The organism is Dyadobacter jejuensis (genome assembly GCF_003149085.1).
Taxonomy (GTDB): domain Bacteria; phylum Bacteroidota; class Bacteroidia; order Cytophagales; family Spirosomataceae; genus Dyadobacter; species Dyadobacter jejuensis.
Genome location: NZ_QGDT01000015.1, coordinates 13524 through 39360, shown reverse-complemented (window position 1 = coordinate 39360; position 25837 = coordinate 13524). Strand labels below are relative to the sequence as shown.

At 46.0% G+C, this 25837-nt stretch carries 16 protein-coding genes; 3 read left to right on the top strand and 13 right to left on the bottom strand.

Translation table 11 applies throughout. The annotated features are described in order from the left end of the window. Positions 1–93: 93 nt before the first annotated feature. From CLV98_RS20145 to CLV98_RS20135, 3 genes are all read right to left on the bottom strand, one after another. Complete coding sequence (locus CLV98_RS20145; protein ID WP_310588742.1) at positions 94–918, bottom strand: alpha/beta hydrolase; 825 nt, start codon at positions 916–918, stop codon at positions 94–96. 90 nt (positions 919–1008) lie between these two features. Continuing rightward, positions 1009–2532: a DUF1501 domain-containing protein gene (locus tag CLV98_RS20140; protein WP_109677376.1), complete on the bottom strand. Its 1524-nt coding sequence runs from the start codon at positions 2530–2532 to the stop codon at positions 1009–1011. Next, positions 2532–5792, bottom strand: coding sequence for a DUF1553 domain-containing protein (locus CLV98_RS20135; protein WP_109677374.1), 3261 nt, complete (start codon positions 5790–5792; stop codon positions 2532–2534). The genes CLV98_RS20140 and CLV98_RS20135 overlap by 1 nt, the downstream gene beginning before the upstream one ends. Positions 5793–6050: 258 nt before the next feature. On the opposite strand from CLV98_RS20135, the gene CLV98_RS20130 reads away from it, so the two are divergent. Continuing rightward, on the top strand, positions 6051–7085 hold the full coding sequence (locus CLV98_RS20130) for an LLM class flavin-dependent oxidoreductase (RefSeq protein WP_229203487.1): 1035 nt from the start codon (positions 6051–6053) through the stop codon (positions 7083–7085). A 158-nt stretch (positions 7086–7243) separates the two neighbouring features. On the opposite strand, the gene CLV98_RS20125 is transcribed toward CLV98_RS20130, so the two are convergent. The 9 genes from CLV98_RS20125 to CLV98_RS20085 all read right to left on the bottom strand — a co-directional run bounded on the left by CLV98_RS20125 (position 7244) and on the right by CLV98_RS20085 (position 22372). Beyond that, positions 7244–8743: an alpha-L-fucosidase gene (locus CLV98_RS20125; RefSeq protein ID WP_211320080.1), complete on the bottom strand. Its 1500-nt coding sequence runs from the start codon at positions 8741–8743 to the stop codon at positions 7244–7246. A gap of 100 nt (positions 8744–8843) precedes the next feature. Further along, positions 8844–10085 (bottom strand): glycoside hydrolase family 27 protein, encoded by a 1242-nt coding sequence (locus CLV98_RS20120; RefSeq protein ID WP_109677369.1) that lies wholly within the window; start codon positions 10083–10085, stop codon positions 8844–8846. A gap of 429 nt (positions 10086–10514) precedes the next feature. After that, entirely contained in the window at positions 10515–11279 is a 765-nt protein-coding gene (locus CLV98_RS20115) for a hypothetical protein (protein ID WP_109677368.1), read from the bottom strand. 38 nt (positions 11280–11317) lie between these two features. Beyond that, positions 11318–13075: a RagB/SusD family nutrient uptake outer membrane protein gene (locus CLV98_RS20110; protein WP_109677494.1), complete on the bottom strand. Its 1758-nt coding sequence runs from the start codon at positions 13073–13075 to the stop codon at positions 11318–11320. Between the two features lie 19 nt (positions 13076–13094). Continuing rightward, positions 13095–16214, bottom strand: a complete 3120-nt coding sequence (locus tag CLV98_RS20105; RefSeq protein WP_109677366.1) for a SusC/RagA family TonB-linked outer membrane protein — start codon at positions 16212–16214, stop codon at positions 13095–13097. Positions 16215–16652: 438 nt separating this feature from the next. Then, the gene (locus tag CLV98_RS20100) at positions 16653–18353 is read right to left on the bottom strand and encodes an alpha-amylase family protein (protein ID WP_146202315.1); all 1701 of its coding nucleotides are present in this window, start codon (positions 18351–18353) and stop codon (positions 16653–16655) included. Positions 18354–18637: 284 nt separating this feature from the next. Continuing rightward, positions 18638–19018 (bottom strand): YidH family protein, encoded by a 381-nt coding sequence (locus tag CLV98_RS20095; RefSeq protein ID WP_109677362.1) that lies wholly within the window; start codon positions 19016–19018, stop codon positions 18638–18640. A gap of 382 nt (positions 19019–19400) precedes the next feature. Further along, positions 19401–20555 (bottom strand): imelysin family protein, encoded by a 1155-nt coding sequence (locus tag CLV98_RS20090; protein ID WP_109677360.1) that lies wholly within the window; start codon positions 20553–20555, stop codon positions 19401–19403. 116 nt (positions 20556–20671) lie between these two features. Next, positions 20672–22372, bottom strand: coding sequence for a GMC oxidoreductase (locus tag CLV98_RS20085; RefSeq protein ID WP_109677357.1), 1701 nt, complete (start codon positions 22370–22372; stop codon positions 20672–20674). 356 nt (positions 22373–22728) lie between these two features. Here CLV98_RS20085 and CLV98_RS20080 point away from each other — a divergent pair, with 356 nt between their 5' ends. Together CLV98_RS20080 and CLV98_RS20075 are read left to right on the top strand one after the other, a co-directional pair. Then, the gene (locus CLV98_RS20080) at positions 22729–23511 is read left to right on the top strand and encodes an NYN domain-containing protein (protein ID WP_229203486.1); all 783 of its coding nucleotides are present in this window, start codon (positions 22729–22731) and stop codon (positions 23509–23511) included. A gap of 397 nt (positions 23512–23908) precedes the next feature. After that, a complete protein-coding gene (locus tag CLV98_RS20075; protein ID WP_109677353.1) occupies positions 23909–24325 on the top strand; it encodes a thioesterase family protein in 417 nt (138 codons plus the stop codon). An 85-nt stretch (positions 24326–24410) separates the two neighbouring features. Here CLV98_RS20075 and CLV98_RS20070 read toward each other — a convergent pair whose 3' ends face one another. Beyond that, complete coding sequence (locus tag CLV98_RS20070; RefSeq protein ID WP_109677351.1) at positions 24411–25676, bottom strand: PQQ-dependent sugar dehydrogenase; 1266 nt, start codon at positions 25674–25676, stop codon at positions 24411–24413. Between the last annotated feature and the right edge of the window lie 161 nt (positions 25677–25837).

Genomic DNA, 25837 nt, shown 5'->3' with positions numbered 1-25837 from the left:
TTTTAGGGATTACAAAGCTAAAGGAGGCTAGAGCAATCATCTCAAGCCTCCTTTCTTATATATAGCCCTTATTGGATGATTAACAACCCCGTCCTACGAATTGACGATCCTCATATTTTCCCTAAAAAACAGGAAGCTGTCTCGAATATATTTTTCCCAATAACTCCATTCATGTTTTCCAGGATTTTCCTGATAGCTATGGATAATCCCATATTCATCCAATGCCCGATGCAGCTCCCTATTGGCTGCTATCAATGGGTCGGTGAGCCCGCAGTCGAAATGAAACGGTCCAATATGGTGGCGGTTTCGTAATAGCACCTCCAACACACTCTCCTGGCGCACTACCGCTTGCTGTAGGCTTTGAAATCGGCCAGGCTCATAAAAGGATTCTATTTCCTCGAATCGGGTGATAGAAGATAGGCCGGAAAAGGCCTTATATTGGGTAGGGTACTTGGCCCCTAAGCGCAGCGCTCCATAACCACCCATCGAGAGCCCCGAAATAAACTGTACCGAAGACCCCGAAACTTGGGGGATCAGCTGTATGAGGGCGGCCGGTACATCCTCCACAATCCATGCTTCATAATTGGCGTTATGATGGGGCAAATAACCGCTTCCGTCCTCAAATAAAGCATCGGAAGGCATCGCCAAAACCATAGGCTGCACCTCGCCGGCCTCAATCATGGCCTGCAAGGTGAGATGCACTCCAGCCTTCATAGACCAGGCCCAATGGCTCCCATATACCCCATGCAGGAGGGTTACAATGGGCAAATTTCGCTCGGCTTCCATCCCTTTCGGAACATAAACGGAGACATCTCCCCTACCGGGAAGATTTTTAGATTTTACTGTAATGTGGCGAATCCCCTGACTTTCGAAGCGAGGATCCGATATTTCGGTAGTAAAGAATGCGTGGTTCATCATGTTTTCGTCAATGGATAGGGCCCGGCCTACCCGATCAGACGTCGGTTTATGGGCCCCAATATAAAGATCGCCATCGGAATTTTACTACCATCAAGAAAGAATATCCTTCACTACATGGCCATGAACATCGGTAAGCCGGAACCTCCGCCCTTGAAACTTATAGGTAAGCCGCTCGTGGTCAATACCCATCAGGTGCATCATCGTAGCCTGAAAGTCATGAACATGGACCGGGTTTTGAGTAATATTATAGCTAAAATCGTCGGTCTCTCCAAAGGAAATTCCTGGCTTAACACCGGCACCGGCCATCCACATCGTAAAACAACGCGGGTGATGGTCGCGGCCATAGTTGGTGGGCGTCAGCTGGCCCTGAGAATACACGGTTCGGCCAAATTCCCCTCCCCATATTACCAAAGTATCCTCCAACAAGCCCGTACGCTTTAGGTCCATGATCAGTGCTGCAGTACCTTGGTCGGTGTTCTTGCATTGATTTTTAATTCCCCCTGGCAGTCCACCATGCTGGTCCCATCCTTGATGGTAGAGCTGAACGAACTTCACATCCTTCTGCAGCAGTTTTCTGGCAAGCAGACAATTGGCGGCATAAGTTCCAGGATTGCGGCTATCGGGCCCATAGAGCTCAAAAACTTCTTCGGATTCCTTGCTGACATCCATCACCTCGGGCACAGATGTTTGCATTCGGTAGGCCATTTCATATTGGGCCATGCGGCTCTCAATTTCCGGGTCGGCATAGGCACTTTGCTGTACGTCGTTGAGTTCTTTAAGATATTGTAGCATCTGCTGGCGGTCGGCACCATCATAGCCTTCAGGGTTATTCAAAAACAGGACAGGATCCTTTCCTCCTCGAAATTGCACCCCTTCGTATTTACTGGGCAAAAATCCACTGCCCCATAGCCTGGAGTATAGGGGCTGCCCATTTCCATTTTTAGATATCAGGGATATAAAAGTCGGCAGGTTATGGTTATCACTACCAAGGCCATAGCTTATCCAAGAGCCAATGCAAGGGCGGCCTGGAAGCTGATTTCCCGTTTGAAAAAAGGTGATAGCGGGATCATGGTTGATGGCGTCGGTATAGAGCGACTTGATAATGCATAGTTCGTCGACCACCTTAGCCGTATAAGGCATCAATTCACTTACGGGGGTGTTGGATTTGCCATATCGGCCAAATTTGTAAATGGAAGGTGCTATAGGCAAGCTACTCTGATTGGCACTCATGCCGGTAAGGCGTTGCCCTTGCCGTACCGAGTCGGGTAGGTCTTGTCCAAACATATCGGCTAACTTCGGTTTATAATCGAAGGTTTCAAACTGAGACGGCCCCCCACTCATAAACAGGAAGACCACACGCTTTGCTTTAGGAGCGAAATGTGGCAAGGCACGCAAAATCTCCTCTTGCATGTCGGCATCCGAAGTCATCCCTGCGGCCTTAACTGGCCCTTGCTGGGAGGCTCCGAAGAGTTTGTTGGCACCATATAAAGAGCCTAAGGCCATGGCTCCTAAGCCCAAAGTAGTTTTTGTAAGGAATTGCCTTCTATCCAACTTCTTGTTCAGCTCCCGAAACTCCGGAGTATGCAGTCTAAAATCGTCGTGATGATGTCCCATTATCTTTTCGTTATGGTAGCGTCTGAATTCAATATAGTACTGGCCACTACGGCATTGGATGCCACTATGGCGGGGTCCAAACGGGTATCGACCCGGTATTGCCCGGTGTTAAGCCACCCCTTGGTCTTTTCGGGCTTGGCCTTCATTTTCTCTAGCTCGGCGGCCCTCAGCTTTAGTAATATGGCAAGTTCCTGTTGGTTAGGCCTACGGCCTGTCAATTTCCGATAGGTATCCACGATGGCACCTTTGGCATCGTCAGTTTGTGCCATTTTCTCACCCAATACCTTCGCTGCCTCTACGAAGGTGGGGTCGTTGAGGGTCACTAAGGCCTGCAAGGGCGTATTGGTTTTTTGGCGGCGTACCGTACAAGCATTGCGCGCGGAGGCGTCGAAAGTGGCCAGGGTAGGATTGGGCACCGAACGCTTCACTATCACATACAGGCTCCTCTTATAGATTACCGCACCCGTATCGGGCACATAGGTAGCGCCATTGATACGCCAGAGGCCATCGGGCTGGTAGGGCTTAATACTCTTTCCTCCTATTTCTGGATTGAGCAACCCACTTGCCGCCAAGGCATTGTCGCGCATCATTTCGGCCGTGAGCCGCACTCCAGGGCCACGAGCTAAATAGCGATTCTGAAAGTCTTTTTCCAGCTGCTGCTTAGTAGGCCTAGAGTCCTGCTGATAAGTAGCTGAGAGCACCATTAGTTTAAGGAGTCGCTTGACGTCCCAGCCGGTCCTTTGGAACTCCAAGGCCAACCAGTCCAACAGGGCCGGATGCGAAGGGAGTTCTCCTTGGTTACCAAAATCCTCGGAAGTCTTTACAATCCCTGTACCAAAAAACATCTGCCAATATCGGTTGACGGCCACGCGGGCGGTAAGGGGATTGTCGGGATGAGTCATCCATTTGGCTAACCCTAGCCGATTTTTGGGCAAATTTTCAGGAAATCTAAAAATCCGCTCGGGCGTATTGGGGTACACTTTCTCTCCAATGGCGTCGTACACCCCTCTATCGCGAACATAGGCCTGCTTCGGCTGCTTGGATTCCTGAAAGACCATCAGCTCCTGAACCTCCTCTACTCTGCTGGCCAGGGCCATTCTCTTTTGCTTGAGTAGCTCCTGGGTCTCTATGATCGGCCTGTAGATATTACTAAAATAATAGGCTTTTAATGAGGCTTTCTCCGTATCGGATAGCGACGTGGCTGGCTTTGAGGCAAGTTCTTTCCAGCTCGCCTTCTGAGCCAATATCCTTATCTCATAAGGGGTTAGCCTCCGGTTATAAACCAAAAGCTGGTCTACCTTGCCATTCTTAAAACCATTACCTCTCCACCATCCACCAATTTGAAGACCGGGCTGTTGGGTCACTTTGTCAGCATCAAAAAGTATATCTTTGGTTAGTTGGTCCATCTTGGTTTCCATGTCCAACTCGGCACCATTGAGGTAAAGTTTTAACCCATCGGCCCTGGACGATCCGTCATAGGTCATCGTTAGTTGAATCCACTGATCGCTCGGCAATGGTTTTTTACTGAGTTTGGTAATGGCATTGGAGGGATAAACATGCCCCAGGTTCATCTCCAATAGGCCATCCCGTATAAATAAGTGATACCCTCTAAAGTTGTATAACCTTTCGGCCAAACTTTTATGTAAAATCACTCCATCTTTCAGGTCTTTAGGGATATTGACCCAAACCCCAATAGTAAATGGTTCTGATTTATTAAAAATCCCCACCTTCCCCATATTGATCCAGGTATCGCCATTGAGCAAAGCTCCTTTACCAAACTTTCCTTCGGTAAGGGCGACCTCTTCTTTCTTCCCAGTTTCCCGAGTTAGAAAGGCTGTTTCCTTTTGATTTTTTTTGTTTCTCAGCTCTTGATCGTCAAAATCAAAATGAGCCTGGAGCCCAGCCTGTGGCATAGCCTCTGCGGCGAGCTTTCGGTAGGCCTGGGAGGATATCCATTTTTCAAAATCGGGCTGCCCCTGCGATTCCAGCACACGGATACTCTTCTCCAAATTGCTGATGACCTTTGCGATGGAGTCCATAAATCTCTCCTGCTCCGTAGTAGGCAACAGCATGGTAGGTGAAGGCATGGCGTCGTCCCAGGAGATCTGCCCGGCTTCTTCTATATTATTAAAGAAAGCGCTCAATTGATAATAGTTCTTTTGCGACACCGGGTCGTATTTATGGTCATGGCAGCGGGCACAGCCCACCGACAGTGCCAAGATCCCATCCCCTACGGTATTGGCTCTGTCGAGAACATATTCGGTTTGGAATTCAGACTCCACAATCCCCCCTTCCAAATTTTGAGGATGATTGCGGTTAAATGCCGTGGCTATTCTCATTTCTTTGGTCGGAGGCCCCTCGTTAGGCCCTTTCATAAGGTCTCCGGCTAGCTGCCACTCTAAAAATGTATCGTAAGACATGTTTTTATTGAATGCCTTTATCACCCAGTCCCGGTACGGCGACATATCACGAATCCTGTCTACGGTATACCCATGTGAGTCGGCAAAGCGGGCGACATCCAACCAATTGGTAGCCATTTGCTCTCCATAATGCGTGGAGTTCAGCAGCCTTACCACCAATTTTTCATAGGCATTTTCACTCTTATCGTTTAAAAAAGCATCAATTTCGGATAGGGTTGGTGGAAGACCGGTAAGGTCTAAAGTGACCCTTCGTATTAAGGTTTCCTTATCGGCCTGTTTAGACGGCTGAAGCTCTTTCTCCTCTAACGTGCTGAGAATAAATTGGTCTATCGGGTTTTTCACCAAATCACCATAGCGCTTTGGCTCCGGCACCTGAGGCATTTCAGGATTTACAAAGGCCCAATGGGGCTTATATTCGGCACCTTCCCGTACCCATTTCACCAAAACGGCTTTTTCATAGTCCGACAGGGTTAGGTGGGAACCTGGCGTGGGCATTACCTCATCAGGGTCCTGCGAAAGGATGCGCCTAATAACCTCGCTATTACGAAGGCTACCCGGATCAATAGCTCGTTTCCCTGGGTTTTTGGGCAATTCGCCATAAGCCCCCTCGGCTACGTCAAGGCGTAGTCCGGCCTTTTGCTTCTTTTCGTCGGGTCCATGGCAAGCAAAACACTTGTCCGACAAGATGGGCTTGACGTCCATATTATAATCCAATGCCCGTTCGGGCAAAGTTTCCATGGCAACTTCCACTTCAGCAGGGAGCGACGGCTGACAAGCATTTAACACCACAAAAAGCACGCCGATACCCGGCCATGCTGAAATTCTCCAATTATATTTCATAGCACTTCAAAGGTATTAATCTAATAGGAAGGATAATTATTCAAAGTTGTCAAATTTGTATACATATCCGACCTTTACCTCGTATTATACCCCACCTGTGGCCGCTATTACAGACTAAAGCCTATAACATGGCTTCTGTTGAAGATTGATTAAACTTTGTTTAACATTTTGATGTTAAGATAGACAAAATTCTAATTACTATTACTTTGTACTACTTCTTCGGGGTCCTTAGGACTTACACACTAATGAGCTAATCAGATGATGAATCAAACCACAGTACAACCCATAGGTTTTTCAGTTTTAGACTTGGCCTCCGTATGTGAAGGCGGCACCCCCGCCGACGCATTTAAGGAAAGCGTACGATTGGCCAAAACCGTAGAACAACTCGGTTTTAAGCGCTATTGGCTCGCCGAACACCATAATATGGAAAGTGTGGCCAGCTCGGCAACCTCGGTCCTGATTGGCCATATTGCCGGCCACACTTCCAGTATCCGAGTAGGATCGGGTGGTATTATGCTGCCCAATCATGCGCCCCTTATCGTGGCCGAACAATTCGGCACCTTAGCGTCATTATATCCGGGCCGCATCGACCTTGGACTGGGCAGGGCTCCCGGTACCGACCAGCTCACCGCAAAAGCCATTCGGGGAGAAAATATGCATGCGGTCAACAACTTTGCCTCCGATATACAAACATTACAAACCCTGTTTTCGGAAAAAAACAAAAATAGTAAGGTGCGGGCTATTCCGGGAGAAGGGCTAAACGTCCCGATCTGGATTCTGGGCTCGAGCCCCGACAGCGCCCGACTGGCCGCCAGCATGGGGCTTCCATATGCCTTTGCCAGTCATTTTGCGCCTACACATTTCAGGGATGCTATTCGCTATTACCGACAGCACTTTAAGCCATCACAGTACTTAGACAAACCCTATGTATTGGCTTGTGTCAACGTAATAGCGGCCGATAACGATGCCGAAGCCTACCGGTTGTCGACTTCCCTATTACAATTATTTTTGGGCATGGTGACCGGCAAACGACGCTTACTCCAGCCTCCCGTCGAAGATATGGACCAGCTTTGGGATATTCAACAAGAGTACGCCGTGAACCAAATGCTTACTTATTCGTTTGTAGGAGGACCACAAAAACTTAAAAAGAAGTTCCAAGAATTTCTGTCTACCTATCAGGTCGACGAAGTGATGGCTACCGGCCCCATTTACGATACAGAGGCTAGGCTAGCCTCTTACGCTCATTTTTCGAGGGTCATTCAGGAGTTAAACGTCAGCTATTCGGCCGTATAGTGGTAGGGCATCATTCGCTTTCCTGATGCAACAGTCCTCTATAAATAAAAAAGCGCAACTGCAAAAATGCAACAGTTGCGCTTTTTTATTATCGACCCATCCATACAGGTATTCGGTACCAGGTCTGACCACTGGCAACCAAGGTGCTGCTGGCCCTATTAATCCTTAAATGTGATGCGAAAGGCGTAAGCGGCTGGGCCCGGCTTTTGTCCTTTAGTATCGATTTCGAGGCCAAGAGCGGTTTGTTTCCAATGTATCTTGTTTTTACCACTGATAAATTCCACCTTGGCAATCTTACGAGATTCGTTTGGATTACCTTGTGCCAAAGATTTGATGATAAAACTCCCGTCCTCGGGCCATCCCAGGGCAGTGGCATATAATACACCATTTTTGGTTGTAAATCGGATATCCTCGGCACCTGCATCCTTATTATTCTTTTCCGAATGATTGCCTTGACTTACCTTGGTGGGACCTTCACCAAATATTTTCCATGGGCGGGTGTCATAGACCACCTCTCCGTTCACCTCGAGCCAGGCCCCCATTTCAGTGAGAATCTGCCGGGCTTCTTCCGCAATGGTGCCATCGGCTTTAGGACCTACGTTGAGCAGCAGACAGCCATTTTTACTGACAATATCCACCAGCTCATCCAGCAGATAGTCGGACGTTTTGTAGTCCTCATCTTTAATATACCCCCACGACCTTTTACCAATAGAAGTATCGGTTTGCCAAGGATACTTAAATATGGCATCCATGCGTCCCCGCTCCAAATCCAAGACGATCAGATCCTCCGGAAAGGAAGGATATTTCATGTTTTTGTCCTGAAAGACGACTTCCTTATTCCATTCCAGGCCTTTGTTATAATAATAGGCTAAAATCTTTTTATGCATAGGCACAAACCCCGCTCTATCTAAACCGTAATCGAACCATATAAGGTCGGGCTGGTATTGATCAATGATGTCGGTGGTTCGGTTCCACCACAGCTTCAGAAATTCTGGGGTGGGTTCTCCCTCCTTTTCGTAAGGTAGGCCATAAAGGTCGGCGTACTGAGGATCGGCGGTATCCCATGAGGGGTCGGTTTTTTTGTAATAAAACTGATTGAATGCAAAATGGGAAGAAACGCCAAATTTAACTCCCTGGACCTTACAGGCATTCGCCAAGTCGCGCATGATATCCTTTTTAGGCCCGGTATTAACTACATTCCAACGGGTAAATTTAGAGTCATACATGGCATAGCCATCGTGGTGCTCGGCCACAGGAACCACATAGCGTGCGCCCGCATCCTTAAATAAAGTCACCCACTCGTTGGCGTCGAACTTCTCAGCCTTAAATTGAGGAACGAAATCTTTGTAGCCGAACTTAGAAGGTTCTCCATACACACGGCGTTGATAATTGTATGGATTATTCTCTCCTTCATATTTTCTCCAGTTACTATCATACATCCCCAAAGGATATTTTTCACTACTGGTTTCTGGAACGGCATATACGCCCCAGTGCAAGAATATCCCGAACTTGGCATCACGAAACCAAGCCGGAATTTCATACTGGCTGCGTATGGACTCCCAATCCTCGGTGTAATGCTTCTTTTCCTGTCCCAAGGCCACGCTCCCAGCAGTTACCAAGAGAGAGAGCAGTAGAAATTTGAACTTGTAATACATCATTTTTACTTTTAGTTAATGGAATTTAGCTTTACCTCCTAGCATAGCCCACTTTTTGAGCTCATCTGGATGAATTCTGGAGAAAGCATTGGGCTACTCATTCCTACTCTTGGTTCGTAACAAGCATTACCTTACTCTGATGTATATTGACTTTCATCGTTATTTTATCCTTAAACACCCCCAATTCTTGATGACCGATCACATCTTTTACTTTCACAGCCTTATTAAGGCCTAGGGATTTCAGATCGATAGAGATTTCTTGCTGGCAAGTCGGGTCTAAATTAAGAAACAACAATGCTCGGGTACCGTCCTTCATTTTTTTAACCCAAACCTGGGTATTACCCGCTCTTTTGATAATTCGCCCTTGTTCGGTAGGTTCTTGATTGATGGCAATCAGGTCCTTATTCAGTATCAGCTCTTTTTCTAGCTGATCCATAAATCGTGGATCATTGCCCAAAAACAAGGGAGCGCTCATCATGCACCACAAAGCAAAATGTGACTCTTGTTCGTCGTCGGACAGCCCTTGAACCCCGGTGACCATCATATCGGGGTCGTTCCAATAACCATTTCCAGCATGTTCGGCTGCTTTATTATTTTCCTCCACGATGTCCATCACACTCAAATGCGGTTTTTTAATCTTAAGGGGATTCACAAAGTCGACTCCTCCTTTGTGTATCCTTGAACGTATATCGTAAGTCGTCCGTGCCATGTTGCAGGTAGCCGGATACCAGTCTCTATACTCGTAGGCTGAGATGCTATAGAGTATGTCACGGCCACTGTTTTTGAGCAGGCGCCCCCATTTCTCATAGACCTCCTTGATATTTTGCTCGTTCCATCCATCATTCTTGGAACAAGTGCCACAGCCCTCTACCTCATATTGGCAGCGGTCGATTTTAATAAAATCGAGTCCCCATTCCACAAATTGCTTTAAATGAACTTCTTCGCGTCCGAGGCCTCCTACCGCATCCCCTGCACAGTCGTGTGTTCCTGGCACTACATGGACTCCTAGCTTCATTCCCTTCGAATGAGCATAGTCGGCCAAGGGTTTTATACCATGCGGAAACTTGACCGGATGGGCTAGCAGCTCGCCATTGGGGCCCAATTTGGTGTCTCTCCAGCCCCCATCGATAATCACATAATTGTAGCCCGCATCACGGAGCCCCTCCTTCACCATGGTGTCAATTATCTTTTTAATCAACTTTTCATTGATATCATTCTTACCAAACCAGTTCCAGCTATTCCAGCCCATTGGCGGGGTTGGAGCCAACGCCGCATTCTTTTGGCCAAAAGCAGTAAGACTGACAAACAATACTAAAACAGCACACCAATACTTTGTCTTTAACATGTTCTTAATTATTATCGATTTATTAAAATGATGGTTTAAATATTAATGTATAGCGATCGACATACCACCTGGTACCCCAGCGTAATAAGATTAATGAACTTCCGTTTCGGGCAATAATCCTGCCGCCCCTAAAAAAAGGAATGAATCAAGAACGGAAATAGGCGAATGAAATGGCCGTTACTGTATTTCGACGTCCAATAGTTGTCTGCTGTAGTACATTTGGTCCTTAACAAGCTATAAATCATCTCCCCTAATATCTCTTAAAACTGCCTTACCCATTGGCCGTAGAAATTAGTAAGGCTCCACCCCGATCCCTTTCCATACCTTAATAACCACGGTTGACCAACCCCAATAAAACTAGGGTTGGCCAACGGGAATCCTACACGCCTATTATTCCAATTAGAACTGTCGGTAGTGATCGATGAATCCCTATGGGGCTACGACTTTTATAGGATTAGGTATTACCAATTTGGCATAGCCAGGAGGAAAATTAAAAATCGTTCGGCTCGACACGAAGGTAGCCGTAAACAAACCCGGTGCTTTCCAAACGAATTTGGCGACGGAGTCGGCGCTGGTCTGCCCTCCCGAAATATTCCAGGCCCGGGTGTCCGGACGACCTACCACCGTCCGATCGACCATCTGGAGTGTATCTCCCACATTCACAAAAATAGTATCGGAGGACAAGGGGATATTTATGCCCTGGAGAGAAATACTAATTGCTGGAACAATATCCTCGAATACGTCGACCATAAAGGTTTTTTGGACCACCCAATGATCACCCTCCCTAACTGCATAAACAGTATCCATACCTAAAAAAGCCACTGAGTCCTTAAAGGTATTGACCAATTGGACGGTTTGGATTCCCGCCTTTTTGAATAACACATGTACTGTTTCCTCGGTAGACTCCAGCCCTAAACTTTCGTCTATAAAGCCATCCAGTATGGTGTCGGATTTAGATACTTTTCCTTTTAGGAAGTAGTTCCCATCACTGATCTTCCATGTATGAGTAAGGGCATTTTGAGATAAATCAGAAAAAGTACTCTGGGTGTTCAGGCCTACCCTAAAGGTCTGGTTTCTAAGGTTACTGGTAAACCAGGCCACAGCCGAAAAAGGCTCAGGCTCTACGTATCTGCTCGAACAAGCCCCTAGGCAGGCGAGCAATACCACGGTGATGATGCGTTTTAAATGGATCATATTATCAATATATATCGATTAAAAATTTTGAAAATTGTCTATTTTAGTACCACCGGATTGGTTAATATCTCATTATTTGGGAGTGGCCAATAGGCATGCTCGGAGGCTATATAGTTCTTGGCCGCTTGTACATTATCCTGAAGCGTGGTATAGGAAGGATTGGTACCTTCCTTGAGTATACTAGTCCACTGAAAGGCTTTTTTCCCTGCCACGTTGGTATACCAATAAATATCTCCAAAATATTGCTTTTTGGACACCTCCTCGAAACGTTGCTTGGTAATTCCCCACCTACGTAAGTCGAGGTGACGGATGGCGTGGCCTTCTAGGGACAGTTCCAAAGGGCGTTCGACGTACATCAAATGCTCCATGATAGCGCTAGCAGTATATACCTTGTTGTCGTGCTCTGCTGCCGGGAACTCACTATCACTTGCTTGGCCAAGCAATTTCAATGCCGAGCGATGCCTCACCTTATTAATATATTGTAGGGCACCATTTACGCCCGACTCATCGGTTCCTCCCTTTATAAGACACTCGGCATACATCAGATACACGTCGGCAAGGCGAATCACCCGCACATTGATACCCGAACGCTGATTCGGTACGATATCCTTTTCACTTCTTAAGGTCTCCCAGTTCGTGTATTTTCTAAAATAGCCCGTGGCCCCTCCATTAAAATTGGCGGCCTGGGCGGGTAGTAACTGGTAATAGGGCATGTCGATATCATCGGGCACTACGATTGAATAGGAAGTGCGGAGAGAGTATGTTCTCAGGCGTTTGGTCCCAGAGGGATCGACTACATAATTTCGGGCATCATTTTTGTCCATCTCCTCCTTCTTATAGGCCATAATCAACCAACAGCTAGGATATATGGCGCGGTTGCCCCCAACCGGACTGATAAAAACATTATAATTACTAGCTACCTGCTCTTCGGCCCAAGGTCCCACCTGAGCCTTATAGTCGATCGAGTAGCCAATTTCCAGAATCGATTCTTCGTTAAATTCGGCCTTCGTCGAAAAGTTGTCCCCAATGCTAGGAGTTAGTTTATACCCATAGGAAGGGTTTTCGATGACGTCTTTGAAATAGGATGCAGCCTTGTCATAATTTTTCTCGTACAAATAGCTCATTCCCAATACGGCCGTAGCAGCACCGGAGGTTACCCGACCAAGATCCATGGCATTCGTCCATTTTGCAGGGAGGTTGGCCTTCGCATATTCCAGGTCCTTTCTGTAAAAATCTAGAACTATATCGGAAGGCTGAAGATCTTGGTAAAACTGCGATTCACCTTGAGGAACGAAATCGAAGATGGGCACGCTTCCCTGATTAAAAGAATTGTGCAAATACGAATAAAACAACCCTCTAAAAAAATGGGCTTGGGCCTTGATAGCCCTCCCTCTTTTGATGCTTACCGAGTCGCTATAAGTTGGCAGCAGCTTGTCCAAGGACTCCAATACCTGGTTGGCCCTGAATATTCCGGTATATAGAGTCGTCCATTTATTATTGGGAGCCGGTGAGCCATTATTAAAAGTTTGTAAATAATAGACATCGGTATTGGTCGGCCGACCGTACCCCGGATAGGTCATGTCCGATCGGTTATACTCCTCCTGAAAGGCCAATATTTGGGGGTTTTTAAATGAATTGTACACCGCTGTCAATCCTGAATTGGCATCATCCAGGTTTTTCCAAAAGCTTCCGGTGGACATCTCATTGGGATTTACTTCGGTAAGATACTGATTGCATCCACTCAACTGTACCAATACCAGCGCCAGTCCTATGTATATTTTTAACTTCATTTTCATATTTTCAGAATCTTTAGCATTAAAAATTAAGTTCAAAACCCACTCTATATTGAGAACTCATGGGGTAATTGCCCCTATCGATCCCTCTCGACTGAAGGCCATCCCCTCCAACTTCCGGATCGAACCCGGTATATTTGGTGATGGTCAACGGGTTTTGAGCCGCTAGGTATACCCTCAGACTCTTGGTTTTTATTTTATTAGCCAAAGCCTTTGGAAGCGTATAACCCAAACTCACGTTCCTGAGTCTTATAAAAGAGCCATCTTCTATCCAATAATCCGACCAGCCCCGATAGTTAAGATATTTGGAGCCCCGGTTGGTAGGAATATCAGAATTGGGGTTATCGGGTGTATTTTGATACAATAAGTCTTTAGCTGTACCATTCTGGTAGGCCGCTATCCTGGAGCCATTGATCACTTTGCCCCCGTAGGCGCTATACCATTGCATCGAAACATCAAAATTTTTGTAGCTGGCATTCACGTTATAGCCGATTTCAAATTTGGGAGTACCACTCCCGGCAAACACCCGGTCGTCGTCATTCAAAATTCCATCACCCTTGTCAGGAACCCCGTCACCGTCGGTATCGATGGTCTTTTTATCGAGATAAATCAGATCGCCCATCTGAGCTGTAGGCACCAGGTTTCGATACGCCTCCAGCTGTGCCTCGGTCTTGACGACCCCGTCGGTGGGCATCACCATAAAGGCCCCCGCTACTAGGCCCTCCTGAATCACCGTCACCCGGTCCACTCCATCCACACTTCCACCGGTCAAATAATTGGTTTTGTTGTTACCCGACATCTTCACGATCTTGTTGATGTTCTTGGTAAAAGTAGCGTTGGTCGACCAGCTAAAGGCTCCGCTTTGGCGGTACCCGGCGGCCAATTCTACTCCTTTGTTGTTCATGTCGCCCACATTAAGAATGACCGTGGAATTATTACCTCCACCCGTCGACGGGGGCACCAACAAAGGAAAGAGCATGTCGCGTTTATTGGTATTGTACAGGTCAGCCGTAAAGGTGAACTTATTATTAAAAAAGGCCATATCGATCCCTAAGTTGGTCTGTACGCTGGTTTCCCATTTCACATTGGCATTTGCAAAGCTAGTCTGGGTATAGCCCAACACCAGGTTATCGGATCCATTCCGACCGAAAACATAATCTTTTCCTAAACTAATGGTAGCGGCGTTGCTATAATCAAGGAAATTCTGATTGCCCGTCGTACCATGCGTGGCTCGTATCCTTAGGACGTCGATCTTCCCCAGCAAAGGCTTAAAGAAGGCTTCGTCGGACACGTTCCATCCCGCCGAAAAAGAAGGGAAGATCCCCCAACGATACTCATCAGAAAACCGAGAAGACCCATCCCTTCGGGCACTCACGCTGAATAGGTACTTTCCTTTAAAGTTATATTGAAGGCGCCCTAAAGTCCCCATCAACTTATTGACCATATTCTGGTTATAACCCGTCCCTGATCCCACATTAGGATCGAGGGTCGCCCCATTCAAGACCGTGATCGAATTGTCGACCAAGTCGTACTTTTGGGCAAAAAACGACGTCCTCGTGTAGGATTCCATCGTAAAACCGGCAAAAGCATTGATATGATGCTCCCCAAAGTTTTTAGTATAATTCAGCGTATTCTCCCAAATAAAGCTGGTTGCTCTGCTACTTGAATTGTATACACTGGAGCGAGAAGCCGAGGTTTGCAGTACGCCTAGGTCGTCGTAGGTCTGTAGCAGCGGGGATATAATCACCTGGTTTCCAAATGTATTGCTACCCCCTACCCGGGTCATCAGTTTTAGGTCTTTGGACAATTGATATTCGATTTGCAAATTACCGTTGTATTGCCCCCCTTTGTCATTATTCTTTTGTTGTAATGAGCGGATGATGGTACCTAAGTTAAAAATATCGGAACTTCCGGGTCCACCACCATTCGACAGTACATCTTTGCTGGGATCTACCGCCTGCATATATGGCTTGTAACTATAAGCCTGTGTCAATAGTCCGTAAGCGGCATTGGATCGGTCCTCATCACGGAGACCAATGCTCGTGCGTATGGTCCACTTGTTCTTGGTAAAACCGGTATTGGCTCTGATATTTAACCGGTTATAATCCGAATTAATAATCATCCCCTTTTGCCCGAAATAATTGGCATTTACGCTGTAACTCAAATCCTTGGTCCCCCCTCGTACATTCAGACTGTAATTCTGTATGGGGGCTAGGTTTTGTTCAACGACTGTACTGACATCCGTATCGTTATAAAATTGATATGGATTGGTCTCTAAAGGGGTATAGGCACTTCCCATATTGGTGCCGTTCATGGTTCGGGAATTCAGGAAAAATGCATACATATATTGCTCAAAGTTCATTCTAGGAACGCCAGAAGTGATATTTTGAACTCCATAATAACCATCCAAACTTACTTGCATGGTCCCTGCCTTCCCTTGTTTGGTAGTGATAAGAATTACGCCCCCAGAACCCCGGGTTCCATAAATGGAGGCGGAGGCCGCATCTTTTAGCACATCTATACTGGCTATCTCGCTAATACTTAACTTCGGATCGCCGTTGTAGGGGATACCATCCACCACATAAAGTGGCTGATTTTGCCCCGTGATAGAGTTTACGCCTCTAATCTGGATATTGGCCTCCGACCCAGGTGCTCCTGAGCTGGACTGAACGGAAACACCCGCAATCTGCCCTTGAAGGGCCGTCCCCAAATCGGACGTAGACGACTTATTGAGCGTTTCATTATCTACCTGAACTACCGCCCCAGTCACCTCTTTCTTCTTTTGGGTACCATACCCTACCGCCACCACTTCCTGCAACTCCACGGCATCTTCTAGCAGTGTTACTTCTAATATCGCTTTACCTTCAATATTTACCGCCTGCGATACAAATCCTACGAACGAAACGATTAATACGCCCTTCGCTGGTGCCTTCAATTGAAAATCACCGTTCACATCGGTCGTGGTGCCATTTTGTGTCCCTCTCACTATAATGGAGGCTCCAGGGATCCCTTCTCCGTCGGCAGACTTCACCTTTCCTTTTACCAGATGGCCTTGCCCTAGTACACTACCTGCCAAACAACATAAAAAGACTATGAAAAGTCCTATTGTTTTTGGCGCATAATCAGTAATCGTTATTCTCATAGATTATAAAATTTGGTTGATGTAATTTTTGGATTAAACGCGTGTGGAATCTCTAATAAATAAGGCTTATGTACTTGGCCAGCCTCCTGGTAGGGATGCCGCAACCTAAAGCCCAGCCTGGGCCATTAGTAAGTCAATTTTTTTTCGAGTAAGCACCCTTAGTATCCTACTCGCTAACTCTATCTTATGATCTTATAGCTTTATATTGTTTTATTTTGATACAAAGTAAAAGGATAGCAAGACGAAGTAATAGTTGGATGTTACCCCAGCATTACACGATTTTATCTTTTTTATAGAATATTTTAAACTTTACCCACTCTCGCTTCAACGAACTGGTGAGGACCCATTCCTTATAGTACTGAATTCCAGCACCTCTTCCAATCGCTTCTGCTTGACACCTACTCATTGCCCTTCTTTATTTTTAACAAAAAGCAAGAACTAGTCCAATTGAACAAATAGAACCTGAAATGGCTGCAACTGCTGGGTTACGGCCATCGGTTTGCCATTAAGTAAGTTGGTACAGCTCTTGATAGCACTTCCTTCCAGAGTAATTGTAGATGCCGACTTCCCCAGATTAATAATGGAAACGGCTTGCCCTCCACCGGGCATTCCCACGACTTTCCAGGTACAGGTCTTAACCCCTAACGGGTTGACTTCCCGCACAGATACAGGCGGTAGTTGACGCTTTTCCTTCAAAAGCTCCATGGCTATTTCTTTCATCCTCACCAAAGAATTGACCCGACGTAGGCCCGAAAACCAAGCCAGATCCTGAATTTTGCGTCCGTATTCATCATAGCGAAGGCTCTCTTGATCGGCCAATACTACACCGCCCTTCTCGATATATTTTTGAAGCGCCTTAAGCTCCAATTGGGTAACCCGCTCCATTTTATAGATTAACACGACATCCCAACCTTCCGCTTTCTGCCCATTCAGTATATTCTGTGTAACAAAGCCTAACGGAATTCCCTCAAAATTGAGTGACTCATAAGCATCGAATAGGTCATCCATATAGCCACTTCTCTGCGCAGCACTAGTACCGTAGTAGAATATACGCAAAGGCTTTCGTTGCTGCTGCATATCGGTAATAATTTCACTATAGGTATTCAGATCCATCATAGTCGCTTGTACTTCATGGGTCACTGCCGGCTGCTGATTATTAGAGCCGGCATAGCCGTTGGAGTCATAGTGTTTTTTGATGGACCCATCCTCTCTTCGAGGCCAATACCAGATCTGGGAAGCATTGAGTCCTAGCGTATGTGCGGCCCAGAATACCGCCCTGGCATATGCCGGGTTCATGTACAAATCTCTAGAATGTGCTGAACTCAAAAGATGACTTTCCGTATTGAAAATAATGTGATCGGGGCTTACGGATTTCATAAAATCGTAAGACATAAATAATTCTCTCCAATCGAAAGCATACCGCTTTTCCCAACTCGAGCCTTTCCCCCGAAGGTCGCTGTACATGGCAGCAACGTCGTTACCGCTGATATCACTCATTTCGGTTAGGGCCTCTAGGTCTATTCCTGAAATGGGTGTATTGTCCGTAAAAAATGACGGCATAATCTTCAGATGAACCTTCGCTTTTGGGTCCTTATTTTTTATTTCGGTTTTCATAAAAGCGAACCAATCGACGACCCGTTCTTGATTGAAAATACGCCAGTCGTACCATTGCGGCTGGCCTTGCTGTGCTATATCGATCGGATTGTCGATGGATACTTCCTTGAAGTCCTCAAACTGCGTCCCCCATACCCGATTTAGCACTTGAATGGTACCATGTTTTTTGGCCAGCCAACCTCGAAACTTATCAAGCGTATAATGGGATACCGAATCGCTGTACCAGACCTTCCTATTCCCATCCTTGTAGTTGATCCATCGAGGCTCATTGGATAGCATATAACCAAGCTGACTATAATTTTTATTTTTCATGAGCGGCACCGTCTGTGCCAAAAGCAGATGCATCAACTTTCGAGCGGCCGGATGATCAATATCATATAAGGTAAAGGGCTTTCCTTGGAACTTCCCCAGTTCGGGTCCATATTTTTGTAGGGCCCAATCGGGTAGTTGTGTATTATTGATAAAAACAAAACCAGCAGTGCCGCTCGGCTTAGACTTGATTTGTTGTAAAATTTTTGAATTCAAGACCCCTCGTTCGTTTTCCAGATAAGATAGAGACAGGAACTGTCCGTCCAATTGACCGAAATAGTCCTCTTATTCAGATAATTCTACTAATCATCCTTTTAATTGGAAATTTCTAATAATATCCCAAAGGAAGTAATAGTAACCAACTTTCACTCTACAAGATTTATCCTAAACTAGCACATAATTACCCGATTGCCTGGTACCCAGGTATTGGGTGATCCCTTTTTGTAACCTATGACGGGGTATACAAAATAGCTTACTATTAGGTATAGAGCCCCCCCTCCTTACATTCCTCTAAGTAAATAGGCGATGAGAAGGATACTGATTAGAATCAGAACGGCGGTAAGCAGGTTGGTCAATAAATTAGTAGGCACATACTTCCCTGTCCTGAGTTGCCGGTCGGTTTTCCTAAACTGTATATAGGATAAAACCATGCAAAATAGGCCCATAGTTACCAGTAATACGCCAATATACCGCGAGTACCCTGGGGCTGGTGTCTTAACAGAGGTCCCTAAGACCAGTCCGATCTGTTTTACAAAAAGAGAGAATTTTACCACTACGAATCCAAATGCCATGATCCCTATGCTGGTACGCACCCAGGCTAAAAAGGTCCTTTCATTGGCTAGGTGATCGGTGGGTTTATAAGATTGTGGTTTCTGTTCCATGAATTAGGCTTACTTCTTAAATCATTAGGGTGTTAAGGTAATAAAACAAATGCTATAAGCAATAAGCAATAGGCAGTAGGCCGTATGCAGTAAGCCATATGCCGTAAGCATTAAGCGGTAAGCATTAAGCCAACGCTTCATATATAATGTCACGCCCTAAAACCTAACCTCTAAGACCTAACAGCTTAAATGGCTGTAAGCAATAAGCAGTATGCAGTAAGCAGTAGGCCGTAAGCAACAAGCCCGCGCTATAGCCGAAAGTTGATAGCTGAAAGCCGACAGCCGATTGCCGATAGCCGAAAGCTGATAGCTGAAAGCCGATTGCCGAAAGCCGACAGCCGATTGCCATTAAACCTAATTCCTAACCTCTAATCCCTAACCCCTACCCATTACTTTCCGGCAGCACGATTTTTATTCCTATAGAATTGGCCATAATGACCAACTGATCGGCTTGTCCACGCAGGGCCAATGAGGCTAGGATATAAGCATCTTTATTTTTGACCAGGCCCTGATCAAAAGGCACCGGAATGTTGGCTAAGGTCTGCTTGCTGCTATCGAACTTGAGTATAACCCCTTTATTAATCCCTCCTAGATTGATAGCAAGGATATCGTCGAAGCCCTCCCCTTCCAATATGCTTCCATCTAGCCTTTGATAACGACCGAAATACACATTCTCAATTCCCTTTTGAGCATTTAAAATATCCTGTAAACTGTTATCGGAGAAGGCAGAAATTTCGGCTTCCCCGTCTTCGGTGGCAACAAATTGCTGCAACCGCCGCGAAGAGAGCTCTCCTTGGGACAGTTTCCCTAAGCCGATGAGTATGTTTTTTAAGGACTCCTCTACCTGAGTAGGATTGGTAAAATTGTTTCTATAAGCACCATCCGGCTGCCACTGATTCAAAACACTCCTCAACTGTAAAGCCAGCAGCCGCACCGAAGCCAACAAATATTGGCCCCTTCTCTCTGGATTATACGCCTGTCCTTCCTTAAGATAATCGGTAAAAGGCCTTTCGCCGGCACCTTGTGCCGACCAATCTTCACCCCATAACAAAAATTCAATGACATGAAAGCCGGTAAAAATAGCATCCTTTTGGCTTAATTGGATCAACAGGCTGTCGGTGATCCCAGGGTACTGTGCAGGGGTATTGATCACCCCCGCCTGAGCGTTACCCGCCACATAGTCGATTTGTGCGGCTGGGATGGGCCAGCCATCGAGGGGGCCTCCCAAGCTTTTGGCGTACTGATCGATAGGACCACCATAAAACCGGAAGGCCTCTGTCTGGGAATAAACCGCCCGACTCATTAGCCATGCTTGTTTACAACTGTCGAGACCAGCAGCACTAGGCACACTCACAAATCTATCTACCAAGTTTTCTAGGTTTTCTACTGTTCCTACCAAGTCCTGATAATTGGCTTGAACCAGGTCGGCATAGTGATCCACCACCTTTTGTTTTAGGGGAGCCAAAGCAGTATCCTCAGGCGGCTTACATGAAAAAACTAAAACAGAAAGGAATATGGCAGAAAACCTAAGTATCATAACTATACGGACTGTAAAATTTCAGCCACAAATATAGCTTAAATCTTATAAACCATTTCTACTTTATTAAGGCAATAACCAAGGGCATTTTTGTTCATTTTTATCCTTGAATATTCCTATAGATTCCCATTTTTCAACTCCTTCACCACATGATCGACGGCCCTAGCCGCAAGCGCCATATAGGTCAACGAAGGGTTCTGCGTGGCGGTTGAGGTCATACAGGATCCATCGGTCACGATTACATTCGGACAAGCATGTAGTTGGTTCCAGGCATTAAGCAGGGATGTCTGCGGATCCCTTCCCATCCGTACTCCACCCATTTCATGATTTTCACTGCCTGGATTGCGATGCGTATGACTAGTTTTAATATTGGTAAAACCGGCTACCGCTAGCATTTCGGATAATTGCTCATAGAAGTCCTGTAGCATTTTCTGATCATTCTCGTCGAAATCTACCGACATTTTCAACAAGGGTATGCCCCAGTCATCGGTCCTATTTTCATCGAGGCGCACCCAATTATGCTCTTTAGGTATGGTTTCACCCATCATTTGCATTCCTATAGCCCACCCTTCTCGGCTGGTACCCAAGAGGTTATTTTTAAGGTCCACGCCCCAGTCGTTCTTGGGCTTGTCCTTTTTTTGGCTCCCAAACGAGACGGAATATCCTCGAAGGAAGTCGGTTTCTTGCTGGTCGACATTCCTAAACCTAGGGATATACCCTCCGGTAGGTCTACGACCATCGGCATAAAAGTCGTGCAGGCCGTCGTAGTCGGCGGTGACACGACCGCTGTAATTATGAAAACCGATGTATTTGCCCAAGGTACCGGAATCATTCCCTAAGCCATTAGGGAATATCTTGGATTTTGAGTTCAGCAAAATCAAATTGGTGTTCAGTGCCGACGCATTCAGGAAGATCAGCTTCGCAAAGTATTCTGTCGTTTGCTTGGTGATCGCATCGACTACACGAACGCCAACGGCCTTTTTCTTATTTTCGTCATAGATCACCGAATGCACTACCGAATGGGGCCGCAGGGTCATATTACCCGTTCGTTCGGCCCAGGGTAAGGTTGAAGAGTTAGAGCTAAAATACCCCCCAAAAGGGCAGCCCCTCTGGCACATAGCCCTATGTTGACACTTGGCCCGCCCCTGCTCCAAATGTATCGGCTGGGCTTCGGTGATATGAGCGGCACGGGCCGTAATAACATGCCTTTTTCCCTTATAATGCTCTTTTACGCGGTCACTAAAATGGCGTTCGAGACAGGACATTTCAAAAGCAGGTAAGAATTCCCCATCCGGCAAATGCGGTATTTGGTCTTTATGGCCCGTAATCCCCACAAATTTCTCTACATAGCTATACCAGGGCGCCAGGTCTTTGTAGCGTATAGGCCAATCCACAGCGAAACCATCGCGAAGGGGGCCTTCAAAATCGTAATCGGACCATCGCTGGGTTTGCCTCGCCCATAATAACGAACGCCCCCCTACTTGATAGCCCCGCATCCAATCGAAAGGCTTTTCTTGTACATAGGGATGCTCATCGTCCTTGACGACGAAATGCATGGCATCTTCCTTAAATATATAATGCTTGCTCGCGATAGGATTGGCCTGCCGAATGGCCAAACTAGGCGTGCCCCGATGTTCAAATTCCCATGGCATCATATGGGTAGTGGGGTAGTCGACGATATGGCGTACATCGCGCCCCCGCTCCAACACTAAGGTTTTTAACCCACGTTCCGTTAACTCTTTCACGGCCCAGCCACCACTCATCCCCGAGCCCACCACAATGGCGTCGAACGTATTGGAATTTTTTAAATTTTTCATTTTATTTTTTAGCTCACAGGGCTAATTTTTTCTCCGAATAACCATAATTAAATTTACATTTTGGACGATAAAATCCTAGGGCTACCCTGATGGATATTGGTCAGAAACCGCCCGGAGAAGAAAGGCATAAAGAGTCAGAATATAGAAAAAATTGGGTTTTGCTATTCAAATGACCTTGATAAAGCCGACTTAAACCTCCCAAGTATGGATTACGATTTAAAACAATTTTTTAATTAATCTGAATTAAATACCTTCATACGATTTTTTAGGCGATAAACCTTTCGTGGGTCAAGACTAACCGTTAAAAAAATGATTGTTTCTGGTCAAAGAAGAAACATCCTCAACTAAACACCAAAATGATGGAAAGAAATAAAGAGTTACGACTGGCGGTACTCATAGATGCCGACAATGTACCTTATGCCAATATCAAGGATATGTTAGAAGAAATAACAAAATATGGCACTCCTACCTTTAAAAGAATCTACGGGGACTGGACCAAGCCCAACCTGTCGGGGTGGAAAAATGTGCTGCTGGAGAATGCAATCTCCCCCATACAACAATATAGCTATACCCAGGGAAAAAACTCTTCGGATTCGGCCCTCATTATCGATGCCATGGACATCCTTTACACCGGCAACGTTGATGGGTTTTGTATCGTTTCGTCCGATAGTGACTTTACGCGCCTCGCCACCAGGCTACGGGAAGCCGGCATGCAAGTTTATGGCATTGGAGAGCGCAAGACCCCCGGAGCGTTTATTGCTTCCTGCAACAAGTTTATATATATAGAAATACTTAAAAAGGAAAATAAGCACGAGTCGAGCACGGCCAGAAAGCCCAAAAAAGAATATAACAAAGCCGATCCAGAACCTGCAAAGGAGGAGAGTACATCCGTAGCTAAGGTCGATAAAAACTTGGCAAAACTCATCACCGATAGCATCAATGACAATTCTGAAGAAGATGGATGGATATTCTTGGGACTACTGGGATCGATGATATTGAAAAAGAAACCCGATTTTGATTCAAGGAATTATGGTTATAAAAAGCTCATTGACCTCATACGCCATATCCCCGATATTGAGATAGACTCCCGGCCAACCAGTAAAGGGAATGTCACCCACTTTTACGTCAGAACTCAGTGATGCAGCTGATGGGTCCGTACATCCACCGACAATCGTGGTAGTAATTTGTTTACAATGGCTACACAAGTGTGCTAGTTACAAAACGATCCAGTATACTTAGCGCTCACACAGACGAAGCTAATCTGATTTTAATTTACTTTTATTCAAGTAGTTCGATAAGTACATGACAAGGTCATCTTGTAGCCCTAGAATCGAAAAATAAGGCCAAATGATTCGGGATAATAGAGGCTCAAACAACAAATTGTAACCGTTAAATCATTTTTTCCTGCGGTTGCTAAACAAAGTTCAGCTAAAATAATTACTTTTGAGGGTAGACAAAATAAGACAAGTCTTTGCAAATTCTTTCTTAGTTTGCTCTGTAAACAATATTTATCACACTCAAATAAAAACAATATACATGCTTAGTTTCGTTAAGGAGAAGGACCGATTTGATTTTAGTATGCCACTGGATATTAATTGGAGTCTACTATTTTCCCTCAACTATGCCAAAGAAGAAGCCTTTGGAAGGTTAATGAAACAGGGCCGACTGTTTTATCTGATCAGGAAGTTTAAAGGGAAGTGGAAACAAATGGCTTTTTTTGAACAAGAGACCCGGCTAGAGGTGCATCATCCCTTACAATTCCCAGAGCCAGCGCGGATATTTGTGCGCATTACAGAGGTCGAAGAAAAAGGATTCACCATGGAATGTATGATTCTAAGCCTTATCAATAATGTAGAGACGGTACTGTCTATTGCTAAAACAAAAATGTTGCTCTGCGACTATGAAGGCAATCGGGTTGAGTCCCTTCAAGAAGAACTTCAGCTGTGCCATTAAGCCCACCATCGAAAGCCTAAGACATTAAAAGGGCTCGACAAGCCCTTTTTTGGGAAGGTTTGTCGAGCCCTTTATCCAATTAAATCTATTTGGAATAGGTAATTTTAAATAAGGATCCGTTCAAATCGTCGCATACATACAGGGCCCCATCGGGACCTTGTGCCAGGCCACAAGGCCTATGCTGTACGGGACCTTCAGGACTTTCAAGATTCACGCCCGCAAAGTTATCGGCAAATATCTCCCAAGCTCCTGCCTTTCCATTCACAAAGGGCACAAAAGCTACGAAGTACCCTTTTTTAAGTTCGGGAGACTGGTTATGAAAGGCAATAAAGGCGCCATTCTTGTAGCGATCGGGGAACATATTGCCCGTATAAAACAACAGGTCATTGGGGGCTAAATGCGCTGGAAAGGCTGCTATAGGGTCTATGGCCTGCTCTCCAGCGGTTTTCTTACCATCACCACCGTATTCGGGAGCTAACATTTTTTTACTTTGAAATTGATCGTAATAGATGGTAGGCCAACCGGCATCATCCCCGTCTTTTAATTTGTACAAAGTTTCGGCTGGGAGCTCAGCGCTTTGTTTGGCGGTATAATATTGAGGGAATTTATCGTCGAACCTTCCTCGGCCATGACTGGTGGCGTATAAAGATTTGGTTTTAAAATTCCAGTCTAAGCCCACCGCATTTTTTATTCCGGTGATATACCGTTTCCCATCTCCGAAGGTCTGATTGGCCTTGTCGGCACGAAACTTCCAGATACCACCTGCCGAATCCAAGACGGTACATGGCGACATCCCCATGGCCTGTCCTTCCCCTCTGCAGTTGTCGTTATAAGAGCCCACCGTAACATACAGATTCCCCTTATGATCGAGCGTCAGCGGCTTGGCATTGTCGCGACCATGGTCGGCTAGGCCCGTCACGAGCGTTTCGGCGACAGTACCCGGAGCGAGTTCCTCCTGGGCGTTGAGCTTATACCGAAACACGGCCGAATTTGACGAGGTATACAGATATCCCTTATGGATGGCAACACCGGTGCCAGCATAATCCCCTAACAAGGTTTTGTCTTCTAACACGCCATCCCCATTTCTATCTTTCAACACATACATCCCATGGCCATCTTTCAACTTGGAGAGTCTCACATAAATATCCCCTACTTTGTTGACAGCCAGGTGGCGTGCCGCACCCAGTCCCGTCGCTAATTCCTGGGCTTGAAAGCCAGCGGGCAACTTAATTTCTTTCGCCTCATTGGGCAGTTCTTTACCAGGGCCAGGTACACTTTTATAGGCACTTAGGCCCGAAATTCCACCCATTACAAGCAGGGCTAACAGGGGTTTCGAATACAATTTTTGCATGAAGGTTAAGTTAAAAACAACGATAAAGGAAGGTGTACTTCCCTTCCCTAAAGGAACCTTACCGCTGTAAGCTACTCGAATTTGGTCTATTATTTAAACCAAAAGATTCCCGGCACCGCCGTTCCTTTTAGCGGAAGGCAGGCTCGGGAATCTCTAGATAA

Bases quoted from the DNA above. Each gene is read 5' to 3' on its own strand.
- CLV98_RS20145 (WP_310588742.1), bottom strand. From the start codon at position 918: ATGATGAACCACGCATTCTTTACTACCGAAATATCGGATCCTCGCTTC.
- CLV98_RS20140 (WP_109677376.1), bottom strand. From the start codon at position 2,532: ATGGGACATCATCACGACGATTTTAGACTGCATACTCCGGAGTTTCGG.
- CLV98_RS20135 (WP_109677374.1), bottom strand. From the start codon at position 5,792: ATGAAATATAATTGGAGAATTTCAGCATGGCCGGGTATCGGCGTGCTT.
- CLV98_RS20130 (WP_229203487.1), top strand. From the start codon at position 6,051: ATGATGAATCAAACCACAGTACAACCCATAGGTTTTTCAGTTTTAGAC.
- CLV98_RS20125 (WP_211320080.1), bottom strand. From the start codon at position 8,743: ATGATGTATTACAAGTTCAAATTTCTACTGCTCTCTCTCTTGGTAACT.
- CLV98_RS20120 (WP_109677369.1), bottom strand. From the start codon at position 10,085: ATGTTAAAGACAAAGTATTGGTGTGCTGTTTTAGTATTGTTTGTCAGT.
- CLV98_RS20115 (WP_109677368.1), bottom strand. From the start codon at position 11,279: ATGATCCATTTAAAACGCATCATCACCGTGGTATTGCTCGCCTGCCTA.
- CLV98_RS20110 (WP_109677494.1), bottom strand. From the start codon at position 13,075: ATGAAAATGAAGTTAAAAATATACATAGGACTGGCGCTGGTATTGGTA.
- CLV98_RS20105 (WP_109677366.1), bottom strand. From the start codon at position 16,214: ATGAGAATAACGATTACTGATTATGCGCCAAAAACAATAGGACTTTTC.
- CLV98_RS20095 (WP_109677362.1), bottom strand. From the start codon at position 19,018: ATGGAACAGAAACCACAATCTTATAAACCCACCGATCACCTAGCCAAT.
- CLV98_RS20090 (WP_109677360.1), bottom strand. From the start codon at position 20,555: ATGATACTTAGGTTTTCTGCCATATTCCTTTCTGTTTTAGTTTTTTCA.
- CLV98_RS20085 (WP_109677357.1), bottom strand. From the start codon at position 22,372: ATGAAAAATTTAAAAAATTCCAATACGTTCGACGCCATTGTGGTGGGC.
- CLV98_RS20080 (WP_229203486.1), top strand. From the start codon at position 22,729: ATGATGGAAAGAAATAAAGAGTTACGACTGGCGGTACTCATAGATGCC.
- CLV98_RS20075 (WP_109677353.1), top strand. From the start codon at position 23,909: ATGCTTAGTTTCGTTAAGGAGAAGGACCGATTTGATTTTAGTATGCCA.
- CLV98_RS20070 (WP_109677351.1), bottom strand. From the start codon at position 25,676: ATGCAAAAATTGTATTCGAAACCCCTGTTAGCCCTGCTTGTAATGGGT.